The 22,047-nt window shown below is 51.2% G+C and carries 10 protein-coding genes; 7 read left to right on the top strand and 3 right to left on the bottom strand.

Annotated features, from left to right (window positions below; translation table 11 throughout):
• The first annotated feature begins 195 nt into the window (after positions 1-195).
• The 4 genes from AC5RDV_RS05700 to AC5RDV_RS05685 all read left to right on the top strand — a co-directional run bounded on the left by AC5RDV_RS05700 (position 196) and on the right by AC5RDV_RS05685 (position 6,796).
• A complete protein-coding gene (locus AC5RDV_RS05700; RefSeq protein ID WP_282747703.1) occupies positions 196-1,104 on the top strand; it encodes an AraC family transcriptional regulator in 909 nt (302 codons plus the stop codon).
• A 91-nt stretch (positions 1,105-1,195) separates the two neighbouring features.
• On the top strand, positions 1,196-3,919 hold the full coding sequence (locus AC5RDV_RS05695) for a GH92 family glycosyl hydrolase (RefSeq protein ID WP_282747704.1): 2,724 nt from the start codon (positions 1,196-1,198) through the stop codon (positions 3,917-3,919).
• 11 nt (positions 3,920-3,930) lie between these two features.
• Positions 3,931-5,682: a class I mannose-6-phosphate isomerase gene (locus tag AC5RDV_RS05690; RefSeq protein ID WP_282747705.1), complete on the top strand. Its 1,752-nt coding sequence runs from the start codon at positions 3,931-3,933 to the stop codon at positions 5,680-5,682.
• 13 nt (positions 5,683-5,695) lie between these two features.
• Positions 5,696-6,796 (top strand): ROK family protein, encoded by a 1,101-nt coding sequence (locus AC5RDV_RS05685; protein WP_282747706.1) that lies wholly within the window; start codon positions 5,696-5,698, stop codon positions 6,794-6,796.
• A 596-nt stretch (positions 6,797-7,392) separates the two neighbouring features.
• Here the strand turns inward: AC5RDV_RS05685 and AC5RDV_RS05680 are convergent.
• Positions 7,393-8,004, bottom strand: coding sequence for a hypothetical protein (locus tag AC5RDV_RS05680; protein ID WP_282747707.1), 612 nt, complete (start codon positions 8,002-8,004; stop codon positions 7,393-7,395).
• Between the two features lie 166 nt (positions 8,005-8,170).
• Positions 8,171-10,399, bottom strand: a complete 2,229-nt coding sequence (gene pnp / locus AC5RDV_RS05675; protein WP_282747708.1) for a polyribonucleotide nucleotidyltransferase — start codon at positions 10,397-10,399, stop codon at positions 8,171-8,173.
• Positions 10,400-10,584: 185 nt separating this feature from the next.
• On the opposite strand from pnp, the gene AC5RDV_RS05670 reads away from it, so the two are divergent.
• Positions 10,585-11,739: a TlpA disulfide reductase family protein gene (locus AC5RDV_RS05670; RefSeq protein ID WP_282747709.1), complete on the top strand. Its 1,155-nt coding sequence runs from the start codon at positions 10,585-10,587 to the stop codon at positions 11,737-11,739.
• 20 nt (positions 11,740-11,759) lie between these two features.
• Here the strand turns inward: AC5RDV_RS05670 and AC5RDV_RS05665 are convergent, their stop codons facing one another.
• On the bottom strand, positions 11,760-15,746 hold the full coding sequence (locus AC5RDV_RS05665) for a two-component regulator propeller domain-containing protein (RefSeq protein ID WP_282747710.1): 3,987 nt from the start codon (positions 15,744-15,746) through the stop codon (positions 11,760-11,762).
• Positions 15,747-16,111: 365 nt separating this feature from the next.
• Here AC5RDV_RS05665 and AC5RDV_RS05660 point away from each other — a divergent pair, with 365 nt between their 5' ends.
• Positions 16,112-19,762, top strand: coding sequence for a hypothetical protein (locus AC5RDV_RS05660; protein ID WP_282747711.1), 3,651 nt, complete (start codon positions 16,112-16,114; stop codon positions 19,760-19,762).
• A 94-nt stretch (positions 19,763-19,856) separates the two neighbouring features.
• Entirely contained in the window at positions 19,857-22,037 is a 2,181-nt protein-coding gene (locus AC5RDV_RS05655) for a fasciclin domain-containing protein (RefSeq protein ID WP_282747712.1), read from the top strand.
• Positions 22,038-22,047: the final 10 nt, after the last annotated feature.

Below are 22,047 nucleotides of genomic sequence, written 5' to 3'. Positions count from 1 at the left end.
TAGAGCACCTGACTGTTAATCAGGGGGTCGTTGGTTCAAGCCCATCCTGAAGCGCAATCTACGAAGAGTGTTTGTCTACACGACAGGCACTCTTTCTTTTTTTAACGATTCTTCGTTCTCATTCTTTCGGCGGATTCTTTTAAAATCCGTATTTTTGCAATCCACATCATCCATTTACACCTTATTATATTATAGATGATAAAGATTAAAGAAGGATTCAAAAACGAAAGGGTAGTGTCTGTTTCGGAAAAGCTATTGGAGGAGTACAGGAAAGACCCCTTAGTTCGGAACCTCTATATCCGTAAAATAGGCTACTTTCCGCAAGCACGCTTCCACTTCATCCAAAAAGCCGACGGATGTGACTATGCCATGCTCATCTACTGTATAGATGGAAAAGGTTGGTATAAAATCAACGGCCAAACTTACATACTCCGAAAGAACGAGTTTGTCATCCTTCCCTCGGACACTCCTTACACTTTCGGTGCGTCATCCCGTAATCCTTGGAGTATTTACTGGCTTCATTTCCAAGGCACACAAGCCCACCGTTTCCTCCCTTCGGGATATGCCCCGCAGCCTCTACAACCGGGAGACGACTCCCGTATACAAGACCGCTTGCGGCTTTTTGACGAGATATTCCATAATTTCTCCATGAACTACCGCAAAGAATATATGCTGTATTCCTGCCTATGCCTATACCAATTTTTAGGTTCCTTCACTTTCCTGAAGCCCTACCGCAACATTACCTCTACTACGGGAAGTCCTTCTTTCGCTCACCGCGTTATCCGTTTTATGCATGAGAATGTGCAAAACAATCTCACTTTATCCCAACTTGCCGCACAATTCAAATACTCCCCCTCCCATTTCTCGGATATGTTCCGGCAGGAAATAGGTGGTTCTCCCATTCACTATTTCATTCAACTAAAGATGCAGAAAGCCTGCCAACTGTTAGAATTCAGCGAACTAAAAATCAATGAGATATCGCAATCCTTAGGTTTTGAAGACCCGGCCTATTTCTCACGGACTTTCTCCAAAATCATCGGTATCCCGCCCTCACTCTACCGAACGCAGGAAAACCAACGTCGGCAGTTGCACATCGTACCGTAAGAAAATACAAGCAAATCGGAACATAATCAAAGCCGCAAAATCCACAAAATGCTTTTCTTTGCATCAGTTTTTATTCTACATTTGAACGAATATGAAAAGAAAAAGCATTGGAATTGTTCTTTTAAGTGCACTTTCTCCTTACGCCATGAAAGCGACGAGCGACAACATCGCCCCTTTGGCCCAGATTACGGCTTCCTCGTCCATGGAAGGCTACGAAGCCTCCCGTGCCATTGACGGAATAATCCGGGTGTTCGACCAAGGTGAATGGCGTTCGCAAAGCCAAACCAATTTCTATGGCCAAATAGAATACCCTTCACTCACCTTGCAATGGGAAAAGCCCTACACCATCGGGGAAATCCTCCTCTACGACCGCCCGGACCCAGACAGCCACTTGGCCGGAGGAATTTTACATTTCAGCGACGGCAGTGAACTCAAAGTGTTTGAAATACCTAATGACGGAAGCCCCAAATCAATTAAGTTCCCTGCCAAGACGGTAGAGTGGGTCAAGTTTGAATCCACCGATGCCGACGGCCTCCATCCCGGACTGTCGGAAATAGAAGTCTATACCGCCAAAGATTCGCGCAAAGATTTCGTATCAAAAGTAGATCCTTATATCGAATCTGCCCGAGGACGCTATTTCTTTTTCGTCACCGGAAGCCAGCCTTTCGGCATGATTAGCGCTGCACCACTCACTCGTAACAAGAACCAGTACGGAGGAGGATACAACTACAATTCCACAGAGGTGTTAGGTTTCCCCCAAATTCACGACTGGATGCTTTCTGGCGTCACCCTGATGCCCACCACCGGTAAAGTAGACCCGACGCAAGGCGAACAAGGTTGGAAATCGCCATTCCGTCACGAGGGAGAAATCGTCCGTCCTGGTTTCCACCGGATGTTTTTGGAACGTTATCAGCTGTGGGTGGAACAAACAGCTTCCGACCGTGTCAGTTTCTACCGCCTGACCTACACCGGAAAAGAAGATAATATCCTCAACCTTCTACTCAACCTCGGAGGTTATGTATCCACATCCACAATGTTCAATGCCGATGTGCGTAAAACCGGAGACCGCGAAATCGTAGGTTCTGTTGATACGGGAGGACGTTTGTGGGGCGGTCCGGAAAGAATCAGGATATACTATGCCCTACGTTTTGACAAAGCCATGGGCTGCATGGACGGTTGGGATGGCACGCAACGTTTCCAGGACACCGACAGGCTGAAAGGCACAGGCACGCTCAACGCCCGCAACGAAGGCATGAGCTACTATGACGCTCCGACTTCCGGTGTAAGTCTCAAATATCCAGTAGCTACGGGCGACACGGTATTGGTAAAGTGCGCCATCTCCTATACCAGTGCCGAAAACGCCCTCGCCAATTTGGACTCAGAACTCACACACTGGAACTTCGACCAGGCTTGTGCCGACTCACGTGCGGAATGGAACCGTTATCTGGGGCGCATCGAAGTGAAAGGAGGTACGGAAGCTCAGCAGACCAAATTCTACACCGACCTTTGGCATGTCCTGTTAGGCCGCCACAAGATAGACGATGCCAACGGATGTTATCCGGATTACACCGACGGCACACGCCAAGGGTCACAAACGGTCAACGTGAAATACCATACCCGCACGCTGCCCAAAAACAACCAAGGACGGGCACGGTTCCACATGTACAGTTCGGATGCCTTTTGGCTTACGCAATGGAACCTGAACATCCTTTGGGGGCTGGCCTGGCCGGAAGTGCAGGACAACTTCGCTGCCTGCCTCGTGCAGTATGCCCGCAACGGCGGCCTGTTGCCGCGCGGTCCCGTGGCCGGAGGCTATTCTTACATCATGACCACTTGCCCGGCCACACCACTCATCACCAGTGCCTACCAGAAAGGCATACTCACCAAAGTGCCTGCCCAAGAGGCATTCTGCGTCATGGCATCCAACCACCGGGGCGGTGGCATGATGGGCAGCACGGACGAAATACGCGACTATGAACGTTTGGGCTACTTCCCCGGCCATGCAGGCAACACGATGGAAGCCGCCTTCCAAGACTGGGCATTAGGCCAGATGGCCCTCAAGATGGGAAAGAAAAAGGAAGCCCGTTACTATGACCGACGCAGCCACGGATGGACAGCCTTGTTACACCCCGAAAAGAAACTGGTGTTCCCCAAGAGCTCCAACGGCGAATGGCTGCATACCGACGGCCTGAGCGGATGGGGATGGACAGAATCCAACGCCTGGCAGGCCACTTGGTCGGTATCGCACGATATTGACCGGTTGGCCGACATGATAGGCGGAAAGAAGGAAGCAGCCCGCATGTTGAACCATGCCTTTGAACAAGCCGCCCCGCAATCATTCGTTTTCGGCTACACCGATGGCTACGTAAGCTATGCCAATCAACCGGGCTGTTCCAACGCACATGTGTTCAACCATCTCGACGCACCGCGCCTATGCCAGTACTGGGTACGACAAGTCAATGAAAAAGCCTATGGAGCCACTACACCGGATAAAGGATATGGCGGACACGATGAAGACCAAGGGCAGATGGGCGGCGTGAGCGCCCTGATGTCCATAGGACTATTCTGCCTGACGGGTACCTGCGACACTCACCCATATTACGATATCACGTCGCCCGTGTTCGATGAAATCATCATCCATCTCTCGCCCGACTATTACACAGGAAAGGACTTCCGTATCAAGACTTACCATAATTCTGCCGAAAATTGTTATATCGGCAAGAAACTGTTCAACGGGCAGCCCCTGGCCGACTTCCGCATCAGCCACAAGGATCTGACGCAAGGCGGACTTCTGGAATTATGGATGGAAAAATAAAAAACACAAATATGAGACAAAGCAATTACGACAAAACCCCATTCACAGCCGTGGAGGGGAAACTATGGAAAGGTTGGGAGGACATCTGCGGCGAAATCCGGCGCGTTTGTCCCACACGCCCCTGCGGACAGACTTACGTAATCCGCATCGAATGCTACCAAGGCGTACATCACGACGAACTGCGCGAAGCGTTTTCTTCGCTCTCCCCGTCCTTATGGATTGATACCGAAAGGCTGTTCAAGTCGCCCGGGACCATACAGGAAATGACCTTTCCTTATGTGACGGACGACCGCCTCTTCGGCTTCCGGTCACATTTCAAATATGCTGATTTTTTAGACCAAGAGAAGACGCGCGAGGCACAAGCCCTCATTGCCGCCACCGAAGGATGTGTTGTCGTCTACGGGCATGGCGCGGCCTTAGTGGCACCAGAAGCCGGCCTGACCGTATACGCCGACATGCCCCGTTGGGAAATACAGCAACGGGCGCGGCGGCACGAAATACACAATCTCGGCGTGGACAACCGCGCAGAAGAGCCTTCGCGGCATTACAAGCGCGGCTACTTCGTGGACTGGCTTGTATGCGACGACTTGAAGAAAAAGTTGCTGCCCACGGCAGATTATTGGTTAGACACCACGATTCCCGGCCGACCGAAGATGATTAAGGGCGACACGTTGCGCCTCGGGCTCGAACAGACCGCCCGGCGACCATTCCGCGTCGTGCCTTTCTTCGACCCTGCACCATGGGGCGGACAATGGATGAAAGAAGTGTGCGGCCTCGATCCTAAACAAGCCAACTATGGTTGGTGCTTCGACTGCGTACCGGAAGAGAACAGCCTCTTCCTGCAAGTCGAAAGCGAATTGTTCGAAATCCCTGCCAACGATTTGGTGTTCCACCAGACCCACGCCTTGCTTGGCGGTCCCGTAGAATCGCGTTTCGGACAAGACTTTCCCATCCGTTTCGATTTCCTCGATACCATGGGCGGCGGAAACCTGAGCCTTCAGGTCCATCCCACCACGCAGTATATCCGCGACACATTCGGCATCTATTACACACAAGACGAAAGTTATTACCTGCTCGATGCGGAAGAAGGAGCCACCGTCTACCTCGGCTTGAAGACCGGCACCGACCCTACGAAAATGATTGCCGCCCTCAACCGCGCACAGGAGACGGGCGAACCCTTCGAGGCAGAAAAGTACGTCAACCGCTGGCCTGCCCGCAAGCACGACCATTTCCTCATCCCCAACGGCACGGTACACTGCTCCGGAGCCGGAGCCATGGTGTTGGAAATCAGTGCCACGCCCAGCATCTTCACATTCAAGCTGTGGGATTGGGGACGCTTGGGACTGGATGGCCGCCCCCGCCCCATCAACATCGGGCACGGCTCTCATGTCATCCAATGGGAACGCCAGACAGACTTTGTCCGCCGGCATTTGGCCAACCACGTGGAACCTGTGGCCGAAGGCGAAGGTTGGCGCGAGGAACGCACAGGCCTGCATGAGAACGAATTCATCGAGACACGCCGCCATTGGTTTACCGGCACCGTGCGTCACCACACGGGCGGCGGCGTAAACGTACTCAACGTGGTGGAAGGCGACGAACTCATCGTAGAAAGCCCCACGCACGCCTTCGAGCCGTTTGTCGCCCACTATGCCGAGACATTCATTATTCCGGCTTGTGTGGGTGAATATACAATCCGTCCCTACGGAAGTTCCATAGGCCGGGAATGCGGCACGATTAAGGCGTACATCCGTTTCAAATCCTAAATACCGTATCGACATGAATTACACCCAAGACCCGCGTATCGTCCTGACGTTAGATGCAGGTGGTACGAACTTTGTGTTTTCTGCCATGGCTAACGGGCAGGAAATCGTCAGCCCTCTGTCTGTCCCCGCAGTGACAGACGATGCAGCACGGTGCCAACGCACATTGGCCGAAGGCTTCCGAAGCATCCGGGAAATACTGCCTTATGCTCCTTCGGCCATCAGTTTCGCCTTTCCGGGACCGGCCGACTACGCGCACGGCATCATCGGCGACCTGCCCAACTTCCCGGGTTTCCGGGGAGGCGTGGCCTTAGGCCCCTATCTGGAACACGTTTTCGGCATTCCGGTTTTCATCAACAACGACGGCAACTTGTTCGCTTACGGCGAAGCCCTGACCGGCATCATACCGGAAGTAAACGACCGGTTGAAAGCCTGCGGCTCGCAACGGCGTTACCACAACCTGATTGGTGTGACGCTCGGCACGGGTTTCGGGGCAGGCGTTGTCATCCGAAACGAGCTGCTCACGGGCGACAACTCTACCGGTGGCGACATGTGGTGCCAACGCAATCACAAGTATCCGGAATATATCGTGGAAGAAAGCGTGAGCATCCGTGCCGTGAAACATGTCTATGCCCGGGAATCCGGTTCAGCAGAAAACCTTTCCCCCAAGGATATCTTCCAAATCGCCGAAGGGACACGGAACGGCAATCCGGAAGCAGCCCGGGCAGCCTTTGCCGAACTGGGGCAAATGGCCGCAGAAGCCTTAGCTTCCGCCCTCACCCTGATAGACGGCCTTGTAGTCATTGGCGGAGGCTTGTCGGGTGCCTATAAATACATCCGCCCCGCCTTGTTTGAAGGTTTGCGCGGCACACTGGGCATGCGCGACGGCAGCCGTTTCCCCCGTTTGCAGATGGAAATATACGACTTGGAAGAAGAGAAAGAATTTGAAGCCTTCGCAACCACCCCAAAACGCCTCATTCCTGTCCTGGATGCCGACAGGACCATCCCCTATGACGCGTTCAAACGTACGGGAATAGCCCTCACCCGGCAAGGGACCAACCGTTCCATTGCCTTGGGAGCCTATACATTTGCCTTGCGGCAATTAGACAGGCCATGACATTTTGTTAATATTCCCATTCAGGAATCCCTTTTTTGTCCCCAAGGCCGGAAGCCGCCGGAAATACGCGATTCTCGCGGATTAGGGGACGGACAATTTGACAACCACCAGAGGCTCCAGCCTTTCACGAAACACAACGAAAAGGCACAACTTCCGCTGATATGAAAAAGGTAATGTAAGCATAAAACAAGATTCACAAGACAATCTGTCATTCCTTTTTAGCACAGCAAAACACCTCAAATAGAGAAAAAACGGGCCTCGGAGGTGCATCGCCACCCCGTTTTCGGGAAAACTTCGCACCGACATGCAGAGGGTTGGCGAACAACATGCGGACAAAAAAAATGTTTTTTCAGCCAAACGAAAAATCATTTGGCTGAGACTGAATCACAAATTCACTCAACAAATACAAAAAACAAACCGAAAACCGTCTAAAAGGTTAAAAGAACCAAACGAGAAGACTTCACAACCACTCTATTTACCTTCCTTTGCAGGATTCCGTTTTGACATTATGTCAGCCTCAGTCTAGCCTGAAAGACAAAATTAGGGGGCAGCCCCCGAAATCAGGAACCACCCCCACATCCCACGCCGAACCGGGATCAGCGGATGACCTCGCCTTGAGGTATCCGGTGTTTAGGTCGTAAATCTTCCACGTACAAGCCGGACATATGCTTTTCCGAACCGTCGAAATTAAAACGCGACTCACCGGAAGGTATAAAGAAATCCACGGTCTTCACTTTTTTGGGAAGCGGAGGGAAAACCAATACGAAACGAACAAACTTGTCCCTGCTGTCCTTTATCCAAAAACATGTATCCGTAGGATAATACTCCACTTCGCGCAACATGTAACGGTCGCCTCTCTTGTTGTCGATAATGGCCCATCCTGAATTAAAATTAAAAAACCACCAGTCCTCTGGGCAACGGTACGTAGCCGTGACATAAGTCGCGTCCTTCGCACGGTAAAGCTCATAAGCCCCCCTACCGAAAAGCACCTGCCCCTCTTGCTGATTCACTGTATAAGGTGCCTTATAGATAGGGAACGTGTGCTCATTGTCCATTCTGTAATAGGGCGAAGCCTTGCGTTCCTGATACAGCGCGGCACGGTTCTCCGGACGCATATCGTAGGCTCTCCGCCGGCTTATGGCACATGAACTCAGCCATAGCACAACCGCCAACATTCCTATAAGGCTTTGGGCACTATTCACACTCATAACATGTCCTTTTTGATGTCACTTTGCAAATATGACGTTTTTCTTATAGATAACCAAATATTTTCCCATAAATTTGAAAAGAAAAATATGAGTGTCTCCAAATCAAAAAGGCTGTCCGCAGGATAGCAGACAGCCTTTCGGTTATCATTTTCGTTGATGAAACAATTTATTCGCCTCCTTGTCCGTCATTGCGCGGGCGACGTTCGCGGCGTTCGCCTCTCTCAGGACGCTCGCGACGGACTGGACGCTCTACGTAGCCTTCCGGCTTTTCGAGCAACACGCGACGGGACAACTTGAACTTGCCTGTCTTCTGGTCGATATCCACCAGTTTCACCTGAATGTGGTCGCCTTCTTTCAGTCCGGCTTCTTCCACCGTTTCCAGACGCTTCCAGTCGATTTCGGAAATATGGAGCAAACCGTCGCGACCCGGCATGAATTCCACGAATGCACCGTAAGGCATCACGCTGCGAATCACACCGTCATACACCTCACCGACCTCGGGCACAGCCACGATAGACTTGATTTTACCCAAAGCTGCGTCTATCACGTCCTTATTGGCGCCACTCACCTGTACGACACCTACACCGTCTGTCTCCTCGATGGTAATGACAGAACCTGTATCCTCCTGGATACCTTGGATAATCTTTCCACCCGGGCCGATGACAGCACCGATGAATTCCTTCGGAATCGTAATCTGGACGATGCGGGGCACATGCGGCTTCAACTCCGGACGCGGTGCAGGCATGCACTCGGTCAGCTTGCCCAAGATGTGTTCACGCCCGGCTTTCGCCTGCATCAGGGCCTTCTCCAGAATCTCGTAACTCAAACCGTCGCACTTGATATCCATCTGGGTGGCAGTCAGACCGTCGATAGTTCCGGTCGTCTTGAAGTCCATGTCGCCCAAGTGGTCTTCGTCACCCAAGATGTCGGACAGCACGGCATACTTTTCCTCACCCGGATTCTTAATCAAGCCCATGGCAATGCCGCTGACGGGCTTCTTCATCGGCACACCGGCATCCATCAGCGCCAACGTCCCGGCACAAACCGTGGCCATGGAAGAAGAACCGTTGGACTCCAGGATATCGGACACGACACGCACCGTATAAGGGAAATCTTCAGGGATTTGCCCTTTCAGGCCGCGCCAAGCCAAATGGCCGTGACCGATTTCACGACGGCCCACGCCGCGTTGCGCCTTGGCCTCTCCCGTGGAGAACGGCGGGAAGTTATAGTGCAGTAAGAAACGCATCTTGCTTTGGTCGAGCACTTCGTCGATAATCTTCTCGTCCAACTTCGTACCGAGCGTACAGGTAGAGAGCGACTGGGTCTCGCCACGCGTAAAGATGGCCGATCCGTGGGGACCCGGCAGCGGACTTACTTCGCACCAGATAGGGCGGATGTCCGTAGTGGCGCGACCGTCGAGACGCTTGCCTTCGTCCAACACGCAACGGCGCATGGCATCGCGCTCCACGTCGTGGTAGTAACGGTCGATCATCGCGTTCTTCTCTGCCAATTCGTCTTCCGACAAGTCAGCGTGTGCTTCGGCATACGACAGTTTGAAGTTCTCGCGGATTTCCATGAAAGCATCCTCACGGGCATGCTTGTCGCGGTTGCCTTCCTGGGCGATACGGTACGCTGCGTCGTAGCAAGCCTTCTTCACTTCTTCGCGCAAGTCCTCATCGTTCACCTCATGGCAATACTCCCGCTTCACTTCCTTACCGGCTTCCTTCTCCAACTCTTTCTGGAGGCGGCACATCGGTTTGATGGCCTCATGGGCTACCTTCAAGGCGTTGAGCAAGTCCTGTTCGGTCACTTCCTTCATCTCGCCTTCCACCATCATGATGTTCTCTTCCGTGGCACCCACCATGATGTCCATGTCGGCCTGTTCCAACTGGGCGAAAGTCGGATTGACCACATACTCGCCGTTGATGCGTGCCACACGCACTTCGGATATCGGGCCTTCAAACGGTATATCGGAAACTGCCAATGCGGCAGATGCGGCAAAACCGGCCAATGCATCCGGCATGTCCACGCCATCGGCAGAATACAAAATCACATTCACATAAACTTCTGCGTGATAATTGCTGGGGAACAAGGGACGCAAAGCGCGGTCCACCAGGCGGCAGGTCAGAATCTCATAGTCAGAAGCCTTACCCTCACGCTTGGTAAAACCTCCGGGGAAACGGCCGGCAGCGGCGAATTTCTCTCTGTACTCTACCTGCAAAGGCATAAAATCTGTTCCGGGAACGGCATCTTTGGCGGCACAGACAGTGGCCAAGAGCATCGTGTTGCCCATAGTGAGCATAACGGCTCCATCGGCTTGTTTGGCCAATTTCCCGGTCTCGATGCTGATGGTTCTTCCATCAGGCAATTCGACTGTTTTCTTAATTACGTTCATTTGGTTTCTTAAAATGTTTCATCAATAAATCGGGCAAATGTACGCATAAATATTGATAAATCAGACTTAAAGCCCGTAAAAAATGGCACAACATGGCTTTTTTCCGAAAAAACCGTAGTTTCATACTCCGAGAGAAGCCGAAAGGCCCTATCTTTGTAAATGGTTTGTAAACACATGATGCCGAGATGAAAAAAATGACATTCGCCATGGCCGCCCTCATGATACTGGCTACGGCTTGTAAAGACAAGAAAGAACAATTTGAAATCAACGGACGGATTGCCGAAGCCGACGGCAAGACACTCTACTTCGAGGCTGTCACCTTGAACGGCATAGAAGCACTTGACTCTATCCGCCTGGACGAAAACGGCGACTTCCGTTTCCATGGCATGCGTCCTTTCAATCCGGAATTTTACCGCCTGCGTATCGACCGGCAAATCGTCAACTTGTCCGTAGACTCTACGGAGACCATACACGTGGAAGCCACGTGGCCCGCCATGGGCACCGGCTATGAGGTGGAAGGCTCACCCGACTGCCAAACCCTAAAGGAAATCAACGGCAAACTCATCGCCTTGCAACAATCCGTCAGGGACATCATGACCGACAAGACCCTGACGTTAGGGGAACAGGAACGGCTCGTCCGTGAAAAAATAGACATCTACAAGGAGGAAATGAAAAAGAAGTACATCATGGAAGCCCCTGCTTCTGCCCCGGCTTACTTCGCCCTGTTCCAGACCGTAAACGGAAGCCTCATCTTCAACCCGGTAAGCAATCCGGACGACATCAAGTTCGTGGGAGCCGTGGCCACGGCATGGGACGCGAACTATCCAGGCACCAACCGCACGGAAAACTTGCACAACATTGCCATACAAGGCATGAAGAACACCAAACGCCCCACTCCCGTATCATTGGCAGACATCGACCCGGAAAAGATATCCGCTTCGGGCATCATCGACATAGAATTGCCGGACATACACGGTAAAAACCGCAAACTTTCCGACATCAGGAATAAGGTCGTGCTGTTGGACTTCACTGCTTACTCCCTTCCGTCTTCACAAGAACGCATCATGCAGATGAGGGGACTTTACGACCGGTACGCCGCACAGGGATTTGAGATTTACCAAGTATCCATCGACCCCGATGAACATTACTGGAAAACGGCATGCGAACACCTGCCCTGGACTTGCGTCTATGAGAGCCGAGGAGAGGCTTCGGGCTATTTAGGCTCTTACCTCGTGCGCCGCCTTCCCACCTTCTTCCTCATCGACCGCCACGGCGACCTTGTGGCGCGGGACGAGCAAATAGAAGACTTGGAAAAAGCCATCGGGAAATTATGTGAATAGGGCATCACATGACACACGCCTTAACGCTTTGTGTATTTCGAGGGTGAAACGCCATATTCTTCCTTGAAGCAGCGTCTGAAATGACCCACATCGTTAAAACCGCTGGAGTATGCGGCTTCCGTCACGTTGAGCCCTTGTTCGGTCATCAGGTATAAACTGCGTTTCAGCTTTATCTTCCGGATGAACTCATTGCCCGACAGGCCGGTCAACCCTTTCAGCTTACGGTAAAGCGTGGACACGCTCATGTTCATCTTGTCGGCCATGAAAGGGATATCCAACTTATCCTGACTGATATGCTCCGTCACCACGTCGGTAAACCGACGGATAAACTCTTCGTCCAATTTGCTGAGACGAACCTCTCCGGCAGGCATTCCACGTTCTTCGTCTTTTGCCTTTCCCACAATCATCCGAGCCAGTTTCCTGCGCATGTCCAACAGGTTACGTACCCTGCTGTTCAGCAACGTGGCGCTGAACGGTTTGGTCAGATAAGAATCGGCACCGCTATCATATCCTTCTTCCTTGTCCCGGATGGAATCTTTGGCCGTCAGCAAAATGACCGGTATATGGCTGGTACGTACATCTTCTTTCACCCTCCGGCATAGCCCAATCCCGTCCATCTCCGGCATCATGATGTCGCTGACGATGATATCCGGCACAAGACGTTGGGCTTCCCTCCATCCCTCCCTGCCATTCATGGCTGTTACCACCCGGTATCCTTCATCGAAGGAAGAGGCCACGTAATCCCGGATATCATCGTTGTCCTCAACAACCAACACAAGCGGCCTGATGTCAGCCTCTTCCCCTTCGTCAGCCACATGCTCTCCGGCCATCTCCGCCGCAACTTCCGAATGGAGAGCCGACGGATAAACTTGGTCGGCCCAAAGGCGGAATACGAAAACGGAACCTTTCCCCGCTTCGCTTTCCACTCCCAGCACCCCTTCGTGCAAATCGGCCAAAGACTTCACCAAAGCCAACCCGATACCTGTACCTGAGGCCTGATGCTTTCCCTCTGCCTGGTAATAGCGGTCGAAAACATGAGGCAAGGCCTGAGGTGCAATCCCATATCCGGTATCGGACACGGAAATCTCGGCATACGGCCTTCCTTCTTCCTCTCCACGGCACAAACGCAAACATATATGCCCCTCCGGCGTATATTTCATCGCATTGCTCAATAAATTGTTCAGGATGGTTGTCACGACTTCCGCATCGAAATACATCCGGAACTCTTCTTCCGGAACTTCTATACGGAAATCCACTTTCGGGTTCCGGTTCAGTTCCTTGTAGCGCAAGCCTATCTCGGTCACCAAACGTCCCAATCTGCCTTTGGCCACCCGAAGCTGCCGGTTTTGCGTTTCCACCTTACGAAAATCCAACAATCGGTTAATCAGGTCGAGCAACTGCAAAGCACTCTTATGCACCAAACCGACTTTCTTGCGGTAAACGTCCGACAAATTCCCGTCTCCGGCCAAGTCTTCCAACGGGCCGAGTATCAAAGTGAGCGGCGTACGCAGTTCATGCGTGATGTTCGTGTAGAAACGAAGCCGCTCGTTGTTCAGTTCCTGTTCGTCGCGCATCCTTTTTTCTTCTGCCTCCATGGCGGCTTTGGCGGCTAATTTGCGTTTATAGGCACGCATCCAAAGCCACAAAGCCGACAAGGCCAGTAATCCGTAAAAAGTCCAGGCATACCAAGTCAGCCATAACGGAGGATGGATGCGGACAGACATCATAGCCACATTCTTTTCGTCCCACTCCCCATTCCTCAGCCTGGCCTTCACTCGGAAGGTATAAGTCCCGAAAGGCATGTTACGGAGCGTAATCTGGTTTTCCGCTCCGATATTAACCCATTCCCGTTCCAATCCTTCTATCTTGTAGGCATATTCCACCTGCCCGTTCTGTGCATAATCGGGCACGGAGAAACTTATACGGAAAGCATTGCGATGATAAGGCAATTCAATCTCCCCGTTTTCTCCCGGTAAAATCAATTTTCCGCCTCTCCCTGTACGGCTGTCCATTTCCCGGCACTCGATGATTTGTACACTGCCTGCACGGCGGGACATCGTATCCAATCCCAAAGGATTGAAACAGCAGATACCCTTCATCGAACCGAAATAAAGCGTACCATCCGCCCCCCGGCAAGCTGACCGTTCAACGAGATTTCCCATCGGGACCCCATCACGGTAATCATAATTCTCAAACCGCTGTTTCCGTTCATCCCAATGAGAGATGCCATTGTTGGTGGAAACCCATATCCTTCCATGCGAGTCTTCTTGAACGGAACGTATGAAAACGTCCTCCAAACCATGCTCATGACCATAAAAAAGAAATGAATCAGGACGGCGAGTGTCCCTGACATACCCCAACCCGGCACGCGTGGCAATCCAAACCCCGCCTCGGGAATCCTCGAACAGTGCATTTACGGAACCGTCCGGAAATCCCATATCGGTGTTCAGCTCAGCCGCTACACGCCGGTTACGGTCGAACACTTTAACTCCCCATCCATAAGTCCCGACCCAAAGCTTGCCTTGCCGGTCGCGAAGGATACCATACACGCTTTTTTCCTCCAACTGGCGATTCAGTTCCGTCTCCTTATGTATCTTTCCACCACTATAAGTATACAATCCCAATACGGTCCCCATCCAAACCTTTCCGTCCTCCCTAAAAAAGGTAAACACACTCAAGTCGCGCACATCCAAAGGCATACGCTCAATCCTTCCCGTCCGGACTTCCATCTTCAGGAGGTCGTTACCAGAAACACCTATCAACAAAGCCCCCATGCCGTCACCGACGATGGCACTCACCCATCCATAGAACCGTGACAAATAAGGCGACAAATCAAAACGTTCCAACAACCTGCCGCCGCGATACAAGAACAATTCATTTTCCCCGCCTACCCACAACCGGCCCTCTTCGTCCTTATACATCCCATACGCAGGCTTACTGCCCAAAGTCCGGAACAACGGACGATTGTGGCTGACAAAATCCAAGCCGCTGTTATAATTTCCAATCCAGATATTGCCAAATGAATCCTGTAGGATTTTGCGGATATTGCCGGACGAAAGTCCTTTCCCGTCCCCTTCCGGCAACAAGTTCTCAAAAACCACTTCTTCAGGATGCTTGAAAGCCATCTGGTGCAAATCCAAGATACTCACACCGCCCATATCGCAAGCGATCCAAAGTTTACCGTCCGCCATCTCACAAATGTCGTAAACACAATCCGACACCAAAGAAGAAGGATTACCCCGGCCATGCCGGAATACCGTAAAATTGCCGGCAAAGGGATTCCACAGGGCCAATCCCCGTCCGGTCCCTACCCAGATATGCCCCATGCGGTCTTTGCAGATAGCATATATCCTGTCCTCCGGCAAACTCTGCGGTGAAGCCGGATCGTGGAAGAACCGGCGTACGGTCTTACTCTTCAAATCCACCATGCTCAGCCCGCCGCGATTGTGACCGACATACAATATTCCGGCATCCTCGAAAGCACACAAATTAGAATGATAATCCAAATGGACGCCCATCTCGGACAAGGTGGAAAACTTTTGTGTACGGGTGTCAAAATGAATGGGATCCGCATGATGGGGTGTAATCCAAATCCCTCCGTCGCCGGCCTTTGCCAAATGCACCACATTCTCTAACTTTAAACCGTTACGGTTTTCGTAGGTACGGAAACATCCGGTTTGGCCATCCCAAGCACAAAGTCCACTGAACTTACCGCCAATCCACAACACATCTTCTGCCTCATCATAAAGGAGCGTGTTCAAGGCATCGGACGTAAGTCCCGAATCATGCGCTTTGTAGACCATGAAACTGTTTCCGTCGAAACGGTTCAGCCCGACATCCGTAGCGACCCAGATGCAACCACGCTTGTCTTGTGCCATGCCAAGCACAAAATTATTTGAGAGACCGTTTTCCACTCCCAAATGCTGCATATCGTATGGCCGGGCTGTCATAAGCGTCACATGGCATTCCCAAAGAAAAAGCATAAAAAAACAAACGTACCGTCTCATGGCCTTAGAATTTTACGATCCAGTTTTCCGCAAAGATATGATAAATTAAACGGTTCCACCATCCCATCGTATGCTTTTTGCAACAATAGCCCTCTTTTTGACCGATTTCACACTATCTGCATATCCCCATGGAGAGTTTGACGGAATTCCCCTTCTTTCAGAATGATTCCGCACGCTTGCCGAGGAAGCAAGCCATTAACTTTGCGTCAAGCAAACCAAATGGAAGTATATTCACCATTGAAATTGGTGGAATCAGTGTGTCTACTTCCTTGCTACGTCATTTAATTAATAAAAACAACACTGCGGCCCGTGCTACACACACACTGATTTAGCCCGGTCGGCAGACTAACTTCAATTCTAACGAAATGAGAAACAAATTACTCGTTGCCATGGCATTATGCAGCGCAACTTCATCCACGTTGCCCTTGTGGGCGTCTGAAAACTGGCCCGACCCGGCCTTGACCTTTGTTGACCCGGCTTTGACTCCCGACGAGAACGGAGGCGGTGTATATTATGTCTACCATGTAGCCACCCGGAAATTCATGTGCGATGGCAATTGGAAAAACAACTGGGGCACGGAACTCATCGTGGCCGAAGAGGGAAAGAAGGTCACACTGAGCTACGGGCAGGACTATGAACTGAGCCGCCGTCCCGTCACGGACGGGTCTTATAACGACGCATACGGTTGGCGCATGTCCATGATGGAGGGGAAGACGAACAGCAAGCTCCATGAATTCTACATTCCCAGCGAACTTGTACTCTGCGTGGACCATGACAAACAAGGACACATCCTGTGGAAAATCGTGAAACAAGACAATGGTGCTTACCGCATCAAAATCGCCGATGAAGATCCCCTATATGGTGAAAGCTCACAATATGCCGGATGTTACATCGGAATCAACGAAGGCGACTTCGGGGTCAACCCGTTAGTCATCGAAGGAACGGAAGGTGTCGTGAATCCACAATACGACTGGAAGTTTGTGGAACCAACTGCCTATGACATTTACCAAGCCAAAAAGAAGTTACAAGCCCAGTTAGACGCGGCAGACGCGGCAAACTTCCAAGACATAACGGATTATGCCAACCTTTATAAAAGTGAAAAGGCAACTGTCGAAGAACTGGAGAAAGCTACTGAAGATTTAAAAGCCGACATCTTGGATTTCAAATACAGTTCCGCTTCCGCCTCCAACCCTATAGAAGTAACAGAATTGATGGCAAATCCTTCATTTACGGACAACGACGAAGGATGGGACAAATGGAGGGAACCCGCCAATGAACAAGATAATTTCTCCCGTAAGACCGGTTCACATACGGCATCCGACGGCACGGAAATCTCTAATTTCTTCGAACGTTGGAATCCTTCCTCTCCTCAAAAGGATTGGTCTATCACACAAAACCTTACCAATCTGCCTGATGGAAAATACCGCCTGAAAGCCTATATATTCTGCCCAATCAACGAAGGGGACACCCAAGCCGAAGGACGTTACCTGTATGCCCGCACTTTGGTGGGCGAATCACGTCAGAAAGCCGAAATCACCCAAAGCAAAGTGTTCACTCCGACCACGTTGGACTTCTCCGTCGTGGGTGGTACGGCCACTGTCGGATTCCGTGTAGAAGGAGCTAATTCCCAATGGACAGCCGTGGACAACTTTTCCCTGCAATTCTTGGGCCAAGAAGGAGCACAAACCCTACATGACGTCTTAAAGCAAAACATTGCAGATGCAGAAACAAAATACGCCGAATACACAAATGCCAACGAGACATTCAGCAAAGACGGGCAACAAAAGTATGAAGAGACCATAAAGACAGCCAAAGAAGCGGCCAATAACCCGCAACTGGACAACGAAACCCTGATGGGAATCATCCAATCAGTCCAACTTCGCATGGATTCCTTGGCTTTGGATATTGCAGCTTACAAGACCCTGCAAGCCAAAAGCAATGAACTGGAAACCGCGTACGATGAATCTCCATACTCTGAAATCGGTTTGCCACCTTACGAAAAATATTTAGACGAACTGTTGGACAGCTATCGCCAAAAAACATTCAACCCCAACGAGGTGGACAGCATCCAACCGCGCGCCGACCGCATATTGAAGGAAGCCGTCGCAGAATCCTTGAAATCACCGGATGGCATCCGCGATGCCACCGGACTATTTACCAACACAAATTTCAGCAACGGCACCAACGGATGGACCAAATCGGGCAGCGGGCAACTCTCAAGCAAGCTCAACCGCATGGCAGAAGTATGGAACGCCAAAGACAGCGACTGCGAAGTGTACCAAGAAATCAACGGACTGCCCGAGGGCTCATATAAAATCACGATGCAAGGATATTATTCACCCAGTATCACCAATGCAAACAATTGGAAAGAGAACTGGGGAACAGAAGGAGACACGAGCAACGACATCCTGGCATTCCTGATGGGCAACGATGCCCAAGCCAAACTCTGCCACATCATGGACTACCCGATAGAGGAAAGCGCGCTGCCCGGCACCGATGGATTTGAACAGATTACATGGACTGACGACCCTGCCTACCAAAACAAATGGCTGACCAAGAATTCCGCCACATCGGCAGACTTGTTTGAAAACGACGAAACTTGTTACCTCAACAGCGTGGTTTGTTATGTAGGCCAGGATGGCAAGCTTCGTATCGGAATAAAAATAAAAGGTTCCGCCATCAGTTGGTGGGAATCGAGAGTGTTCTTCGACAATTTCAAAATCGAATATCTTGGTGCAGGCGACATGAGCGGAGCCACTTCAGCCATCAACGCATTGATAGAAAGTGCGGAAAGCATGCTCAATCAGGAAGACCTGACCACCCAGGAGGCGCGCAACAGCCTAACTGAAGCCATTTCTTCTGCCCGGGAAGCAATAGCTGCGGGCTTGACGCAAGAATCTTATGGCAAACATGTGAAGGCGTTGAACGAGGCTATCACGGCAGCTCAGAATGCCACTGAAGCCGCCACCAGATTCGATGCCTTGGTTACCTATCACGACATCAAATTCATGAGTACCGGAGATTACAGTTACGAGCAATTTGCCGGCACCCCGGAGTTCGATGCCTTTAAAGCCCTTATCGGCGAAAAAATGGTACCCGCTGTGGAAAACTTGCAATCCATGGACGAGATTGAAAGATTGACAGCTGAAATCAATGAGGCTTACAATAAAATGGTAGCGACTTCCATCGACGTATCGGGAGCAACACTCGACAGCCCGGCTGACATGACATCCATGCTGCAATCCCCAAGCTTTTCGGAAGTGAACGGGGACGGGGAAACCGTAGGTACCATACAGGGTTGGACTACAAACGGGAACCAATATGCCATGTCGGCCAACAACTATGAGTTCTACAACTTGAAAGAGGCCGACATCCATCAAACCGTTTACGGCTTGCCTAAAGGATATTACCGCTTGGCATTCGACGGATTATACCGTGCAGGCGATGCCATCCCTGCCGCCCTTTCACGACGGGAAGGCAAGGAACCGCAGAACGCACTGGTATATGCGGAATCCGGTGAAGGCAAATGGAACGAACCCTTGGCATCCATTTTCGAGGGCATGGGAGAATACAAATATACCACGGGCGACCAAGTCCTGCCGGATAGCCTTTTCCCCGAATCAAAAGCCTTGTACCACATCATAGTAAACAACGTATCGGGCGCTGACCTTGCATTCCAAGAAGGTTTGTATGCCGGTGACTTCTCGTTCTATGTATCCGAGACAGGACAGCCAGTCACGATTGGAGTGCGCAAAGACAGTCTTGTAGCCAACGACTGGGCCGTATTCGACAACTTTACATTATTATATTATGGCGACGGGGATACCAACAAGCCGGATGACTTCGAGTCGGCCATCGACGGTGTCACTGCCGAGGGCAAGGCCAAGATAGTAAGTTCAGCATGGTACACCCTTGATGGCGTGCGCGTGAAGGAACCAAGACAACGCGGCATCTACATCCGTCAAGACCTGATGGACGATGGGACACGGAAAGCCATAAAGGTTATGGTACGTTAACCCATGCCATAACAAAAGCTTGTTGAACAAGCCATTGGCGGCGTTAGGCATCCATTTGTTTAATTCTGCCAATGGCTTTAAAACTTCCAAAAAGATGAACAAAGACTGGCTCAAAACATTCAAATCTTGCTGCGTAGTCCTGTTTCTGGCCGCACAGATAAACGTATTCACCGGTTGCCAAGACGACCTGCCGGTCGACAGCTACTACACTTTCACCGGAGAAATGATGAGCGACTTCCTGAAAAACAGGGAAGATTTCAGCCTCTTCAGGCGCATCGTGGAGCGTGCCGGAAAGTTGGACTTCCTGGGTACCCGGGGCGCACGTACCCTATTCCCGCCCATAAACTCCGGTGTGGAAGCCTTCTTGAAAGAAAAAGGGTATGCTTCGGTCGAAGACATTCCCGTCTCCTATTGCGACACCCTGCTGAAAGCCTGTCTGGTGGAACGAATCATCTATACTTATGATTTAGGAAAGACCCAACAGGAAAACAACCAGTTAGACCTGCCCTTGATTATACAGACCGACGGCGACACATTGGATGCCAACCACATGGTGCTCAGCATCATCAACCGGCGTGCGGCCATCATCAACGAACTTAAAAACGACTCCGTGGAAAACGGCGTAGTACATCCTGTGGACAAAGTGCTGATTCCCAATACCAGTCTGGGAGCCACTTTATTGGATGAGAACCATAGCCAGTTTTCCATCTTCTATGAAGCCCTCCGGCGTACCGGACTGTTGGATTCTTTGGCTCGATACCGGGACGAAAGCTACGAGATATGGAAGGAGGACTATCCCCGATTCAAACCCAATATCGTCTGTGGCCACGACACGGACATCTTTACGGCCAAACGTCCCGACCACCGGTATAGCGGTTTCACCTTGCTGATTGTCCCGGACGAAGTCCTCTATGAAAAATACAGCGACCGCTTCAACGAAGACATGACCATGGAGGAGAAAATCGATGCCCTTTACCGGTTGGCAGAAGAAAAGTACGACGACCATGCAGCCGCAGAAATATTCGGATTAAACAAACCGGTGCCGGAAAACCCCGAAGGTAAGACCTATAAACAACTGTTCTGGAACAAGCATTCCCTGACCGACCGGCACAACCCGCTCAAAATGTTCCTTTCCTACCATATCCTCGACCGGCTCTTCGAGAGCACGGCCAAACTGGTAAACTGTTGGGGGGTGCACACCCAATATGCCAATCCCACCGAATGGATCAGCACCTTGCTCGACTTTTCCACCATCAAACTGGAAAAAGTATATTCGACCGTAGACCCTGCCGTGGAACATCCCACGGACTTCTACATCAATCATAGCGTGGCTAGCATTTACAACTCCGGCCAACGGGTACGCGGTGCACACTTGTCCCTCCCCGATGCCGACAACTTTTCACTCAACGTAGCCTATTATTACGTGGACGACGTATTGGCCTACGACGAGACCATGCGCAACAATGTCATGAACACGCGGATGAGAATCGATTTCTACACCGTATGGCCGGAACTGACAAACAATAAAATAAGGTTATGCGGCAACGTGACACAGCCATACGGCTCATACGACAACACGGAAAACGGGACAGAAGGTGGAGGATACAACTACTACATTCCCTCCAACTACATCAAAGGACTCAAAATGAACGAGAACGCCATATTTTTCGCCCAACGCCCTAAAATAGGCATGACTTCCGCATTCGACGATTGTGTCAGCATCTTAGGAACATACGACTTGACGTTCCAACTTCCCAACGTCCCCCCGGGCACGTATGAACTGCGTTTGGGATACGGCAGCATGCCCGACCGGGGCATCGTGCAGATGTACGTGGACAATGTACCCCAGGGACTACCGTTGGATATGCGCGAAGAAGGGGACAGCCCCATCATCGGAGGGCTTTACAACGGATGGAACGGGTGGCGGAACTCTGAAGAGAATGCCAATGGAATATATACCTCCGAAGAACTGGAAGAAAATGCCAGGGTCATGAAAAACAACGGTTACTACTGTGGCCCTAAGAGCCTCTATTCCGGCAACGACGGTACGAGCGGCCCCCAATACAGTGCCGCCAAATGTACTCTCCTTTATAACCTGAGGGCTACGCTGCGCCGCAAAATTTGCAACGTGAACATAAAGGCAAATACCCCCCATACCATGCGCATACGTTCGGTGTTCACCCCGACCGGAAGAGGAGTCTTCCATCTCGATTACATTGAGTTGGTGCCCCTCGGCATTTGCGGTCCCGGTGGCCTCGGAGAAGACCAATATTAACCTACCTGCA

Source organism: Paraprevotella sp. (assembly GCF_986071375.1).
Note: the sequence above shows the minus strand (reverse complement) of the source record. Positions and strands in the feature narration are given on the sequence as shown.

Bases quoted from the DNA above. Each gene is read 5' to 3' on its own strand.
- AC5RDV_RS05655 (WP_282747712.1), top strand. From the start codon at position 19,857: ATGAACAAAGACTGGCTCAAAACATTCAAATCTTGCTGCGTAGTCCTG.
- AC5RDV_RS05700 (WP_282747703.1), top strand. From the start codon at position 196: ATGATAAAGATTAAAGAAGGATTCAAAAACGAAAGGGTAGTGTCTGTT.
- AC5RDV_RS05680 (WP_282747707.1), bottom strand. From the start codon at position 8,004: ATGAGTGTGAATAGTGCCCAAAGCCTTATAGGAATGTTGGCGGTTGTG.
- AC5RDV_RS05695 (WP_282747704.1), top strand. From the start codon at position 1,196: ATGAAAAGAAAAAGCATTGGAATTGTTCTTTTAAGTGCACTTTCTCCT.
- AC5RDV_RS05685 (WP_282747706.1), top strand. From the start codon at position 5,696: ATGAATTACACCCAAGACCCGCGTATCGTCCTGACGTTAGATGCAGGT.
- AC5RDV_RS05690 (WP_282747705.1), top strand. From the start codon at position 3,931: ATGAGACAAAGCAATTACGACAAAACCCCATTCACAGCCGTGGAGGGG.
- pnp (WP_282747708.1), bottom strand. From the start codon at position 10,399: ATGAACGTAATTAAGAAAACAGTCGAATTGCCTGATGGAAGAACCATC.
- AC5RDV_RS05665 (WP_282747710.1), bottom strand. From the start codon at position 15,746: ATGAGACGGTACGTTTGTTTTTTTATGCTTTTTCTTTGGGAATGCCAT.
- AC5RDV_RS05660 (WP_282747711.1), top strand. From the start codon at position 16,112: ATGAGAAACAAATTACTCGTTGCCATGGCATTATGCAGCGCAACTTCA.
- AC5RDV_RS05670 (WP_282747709.1), top strand. From the start codon at position 10,585: ATGAAAAAAATGACATTCGCCATGGCCGCCCTCATGATACTGGCTACG.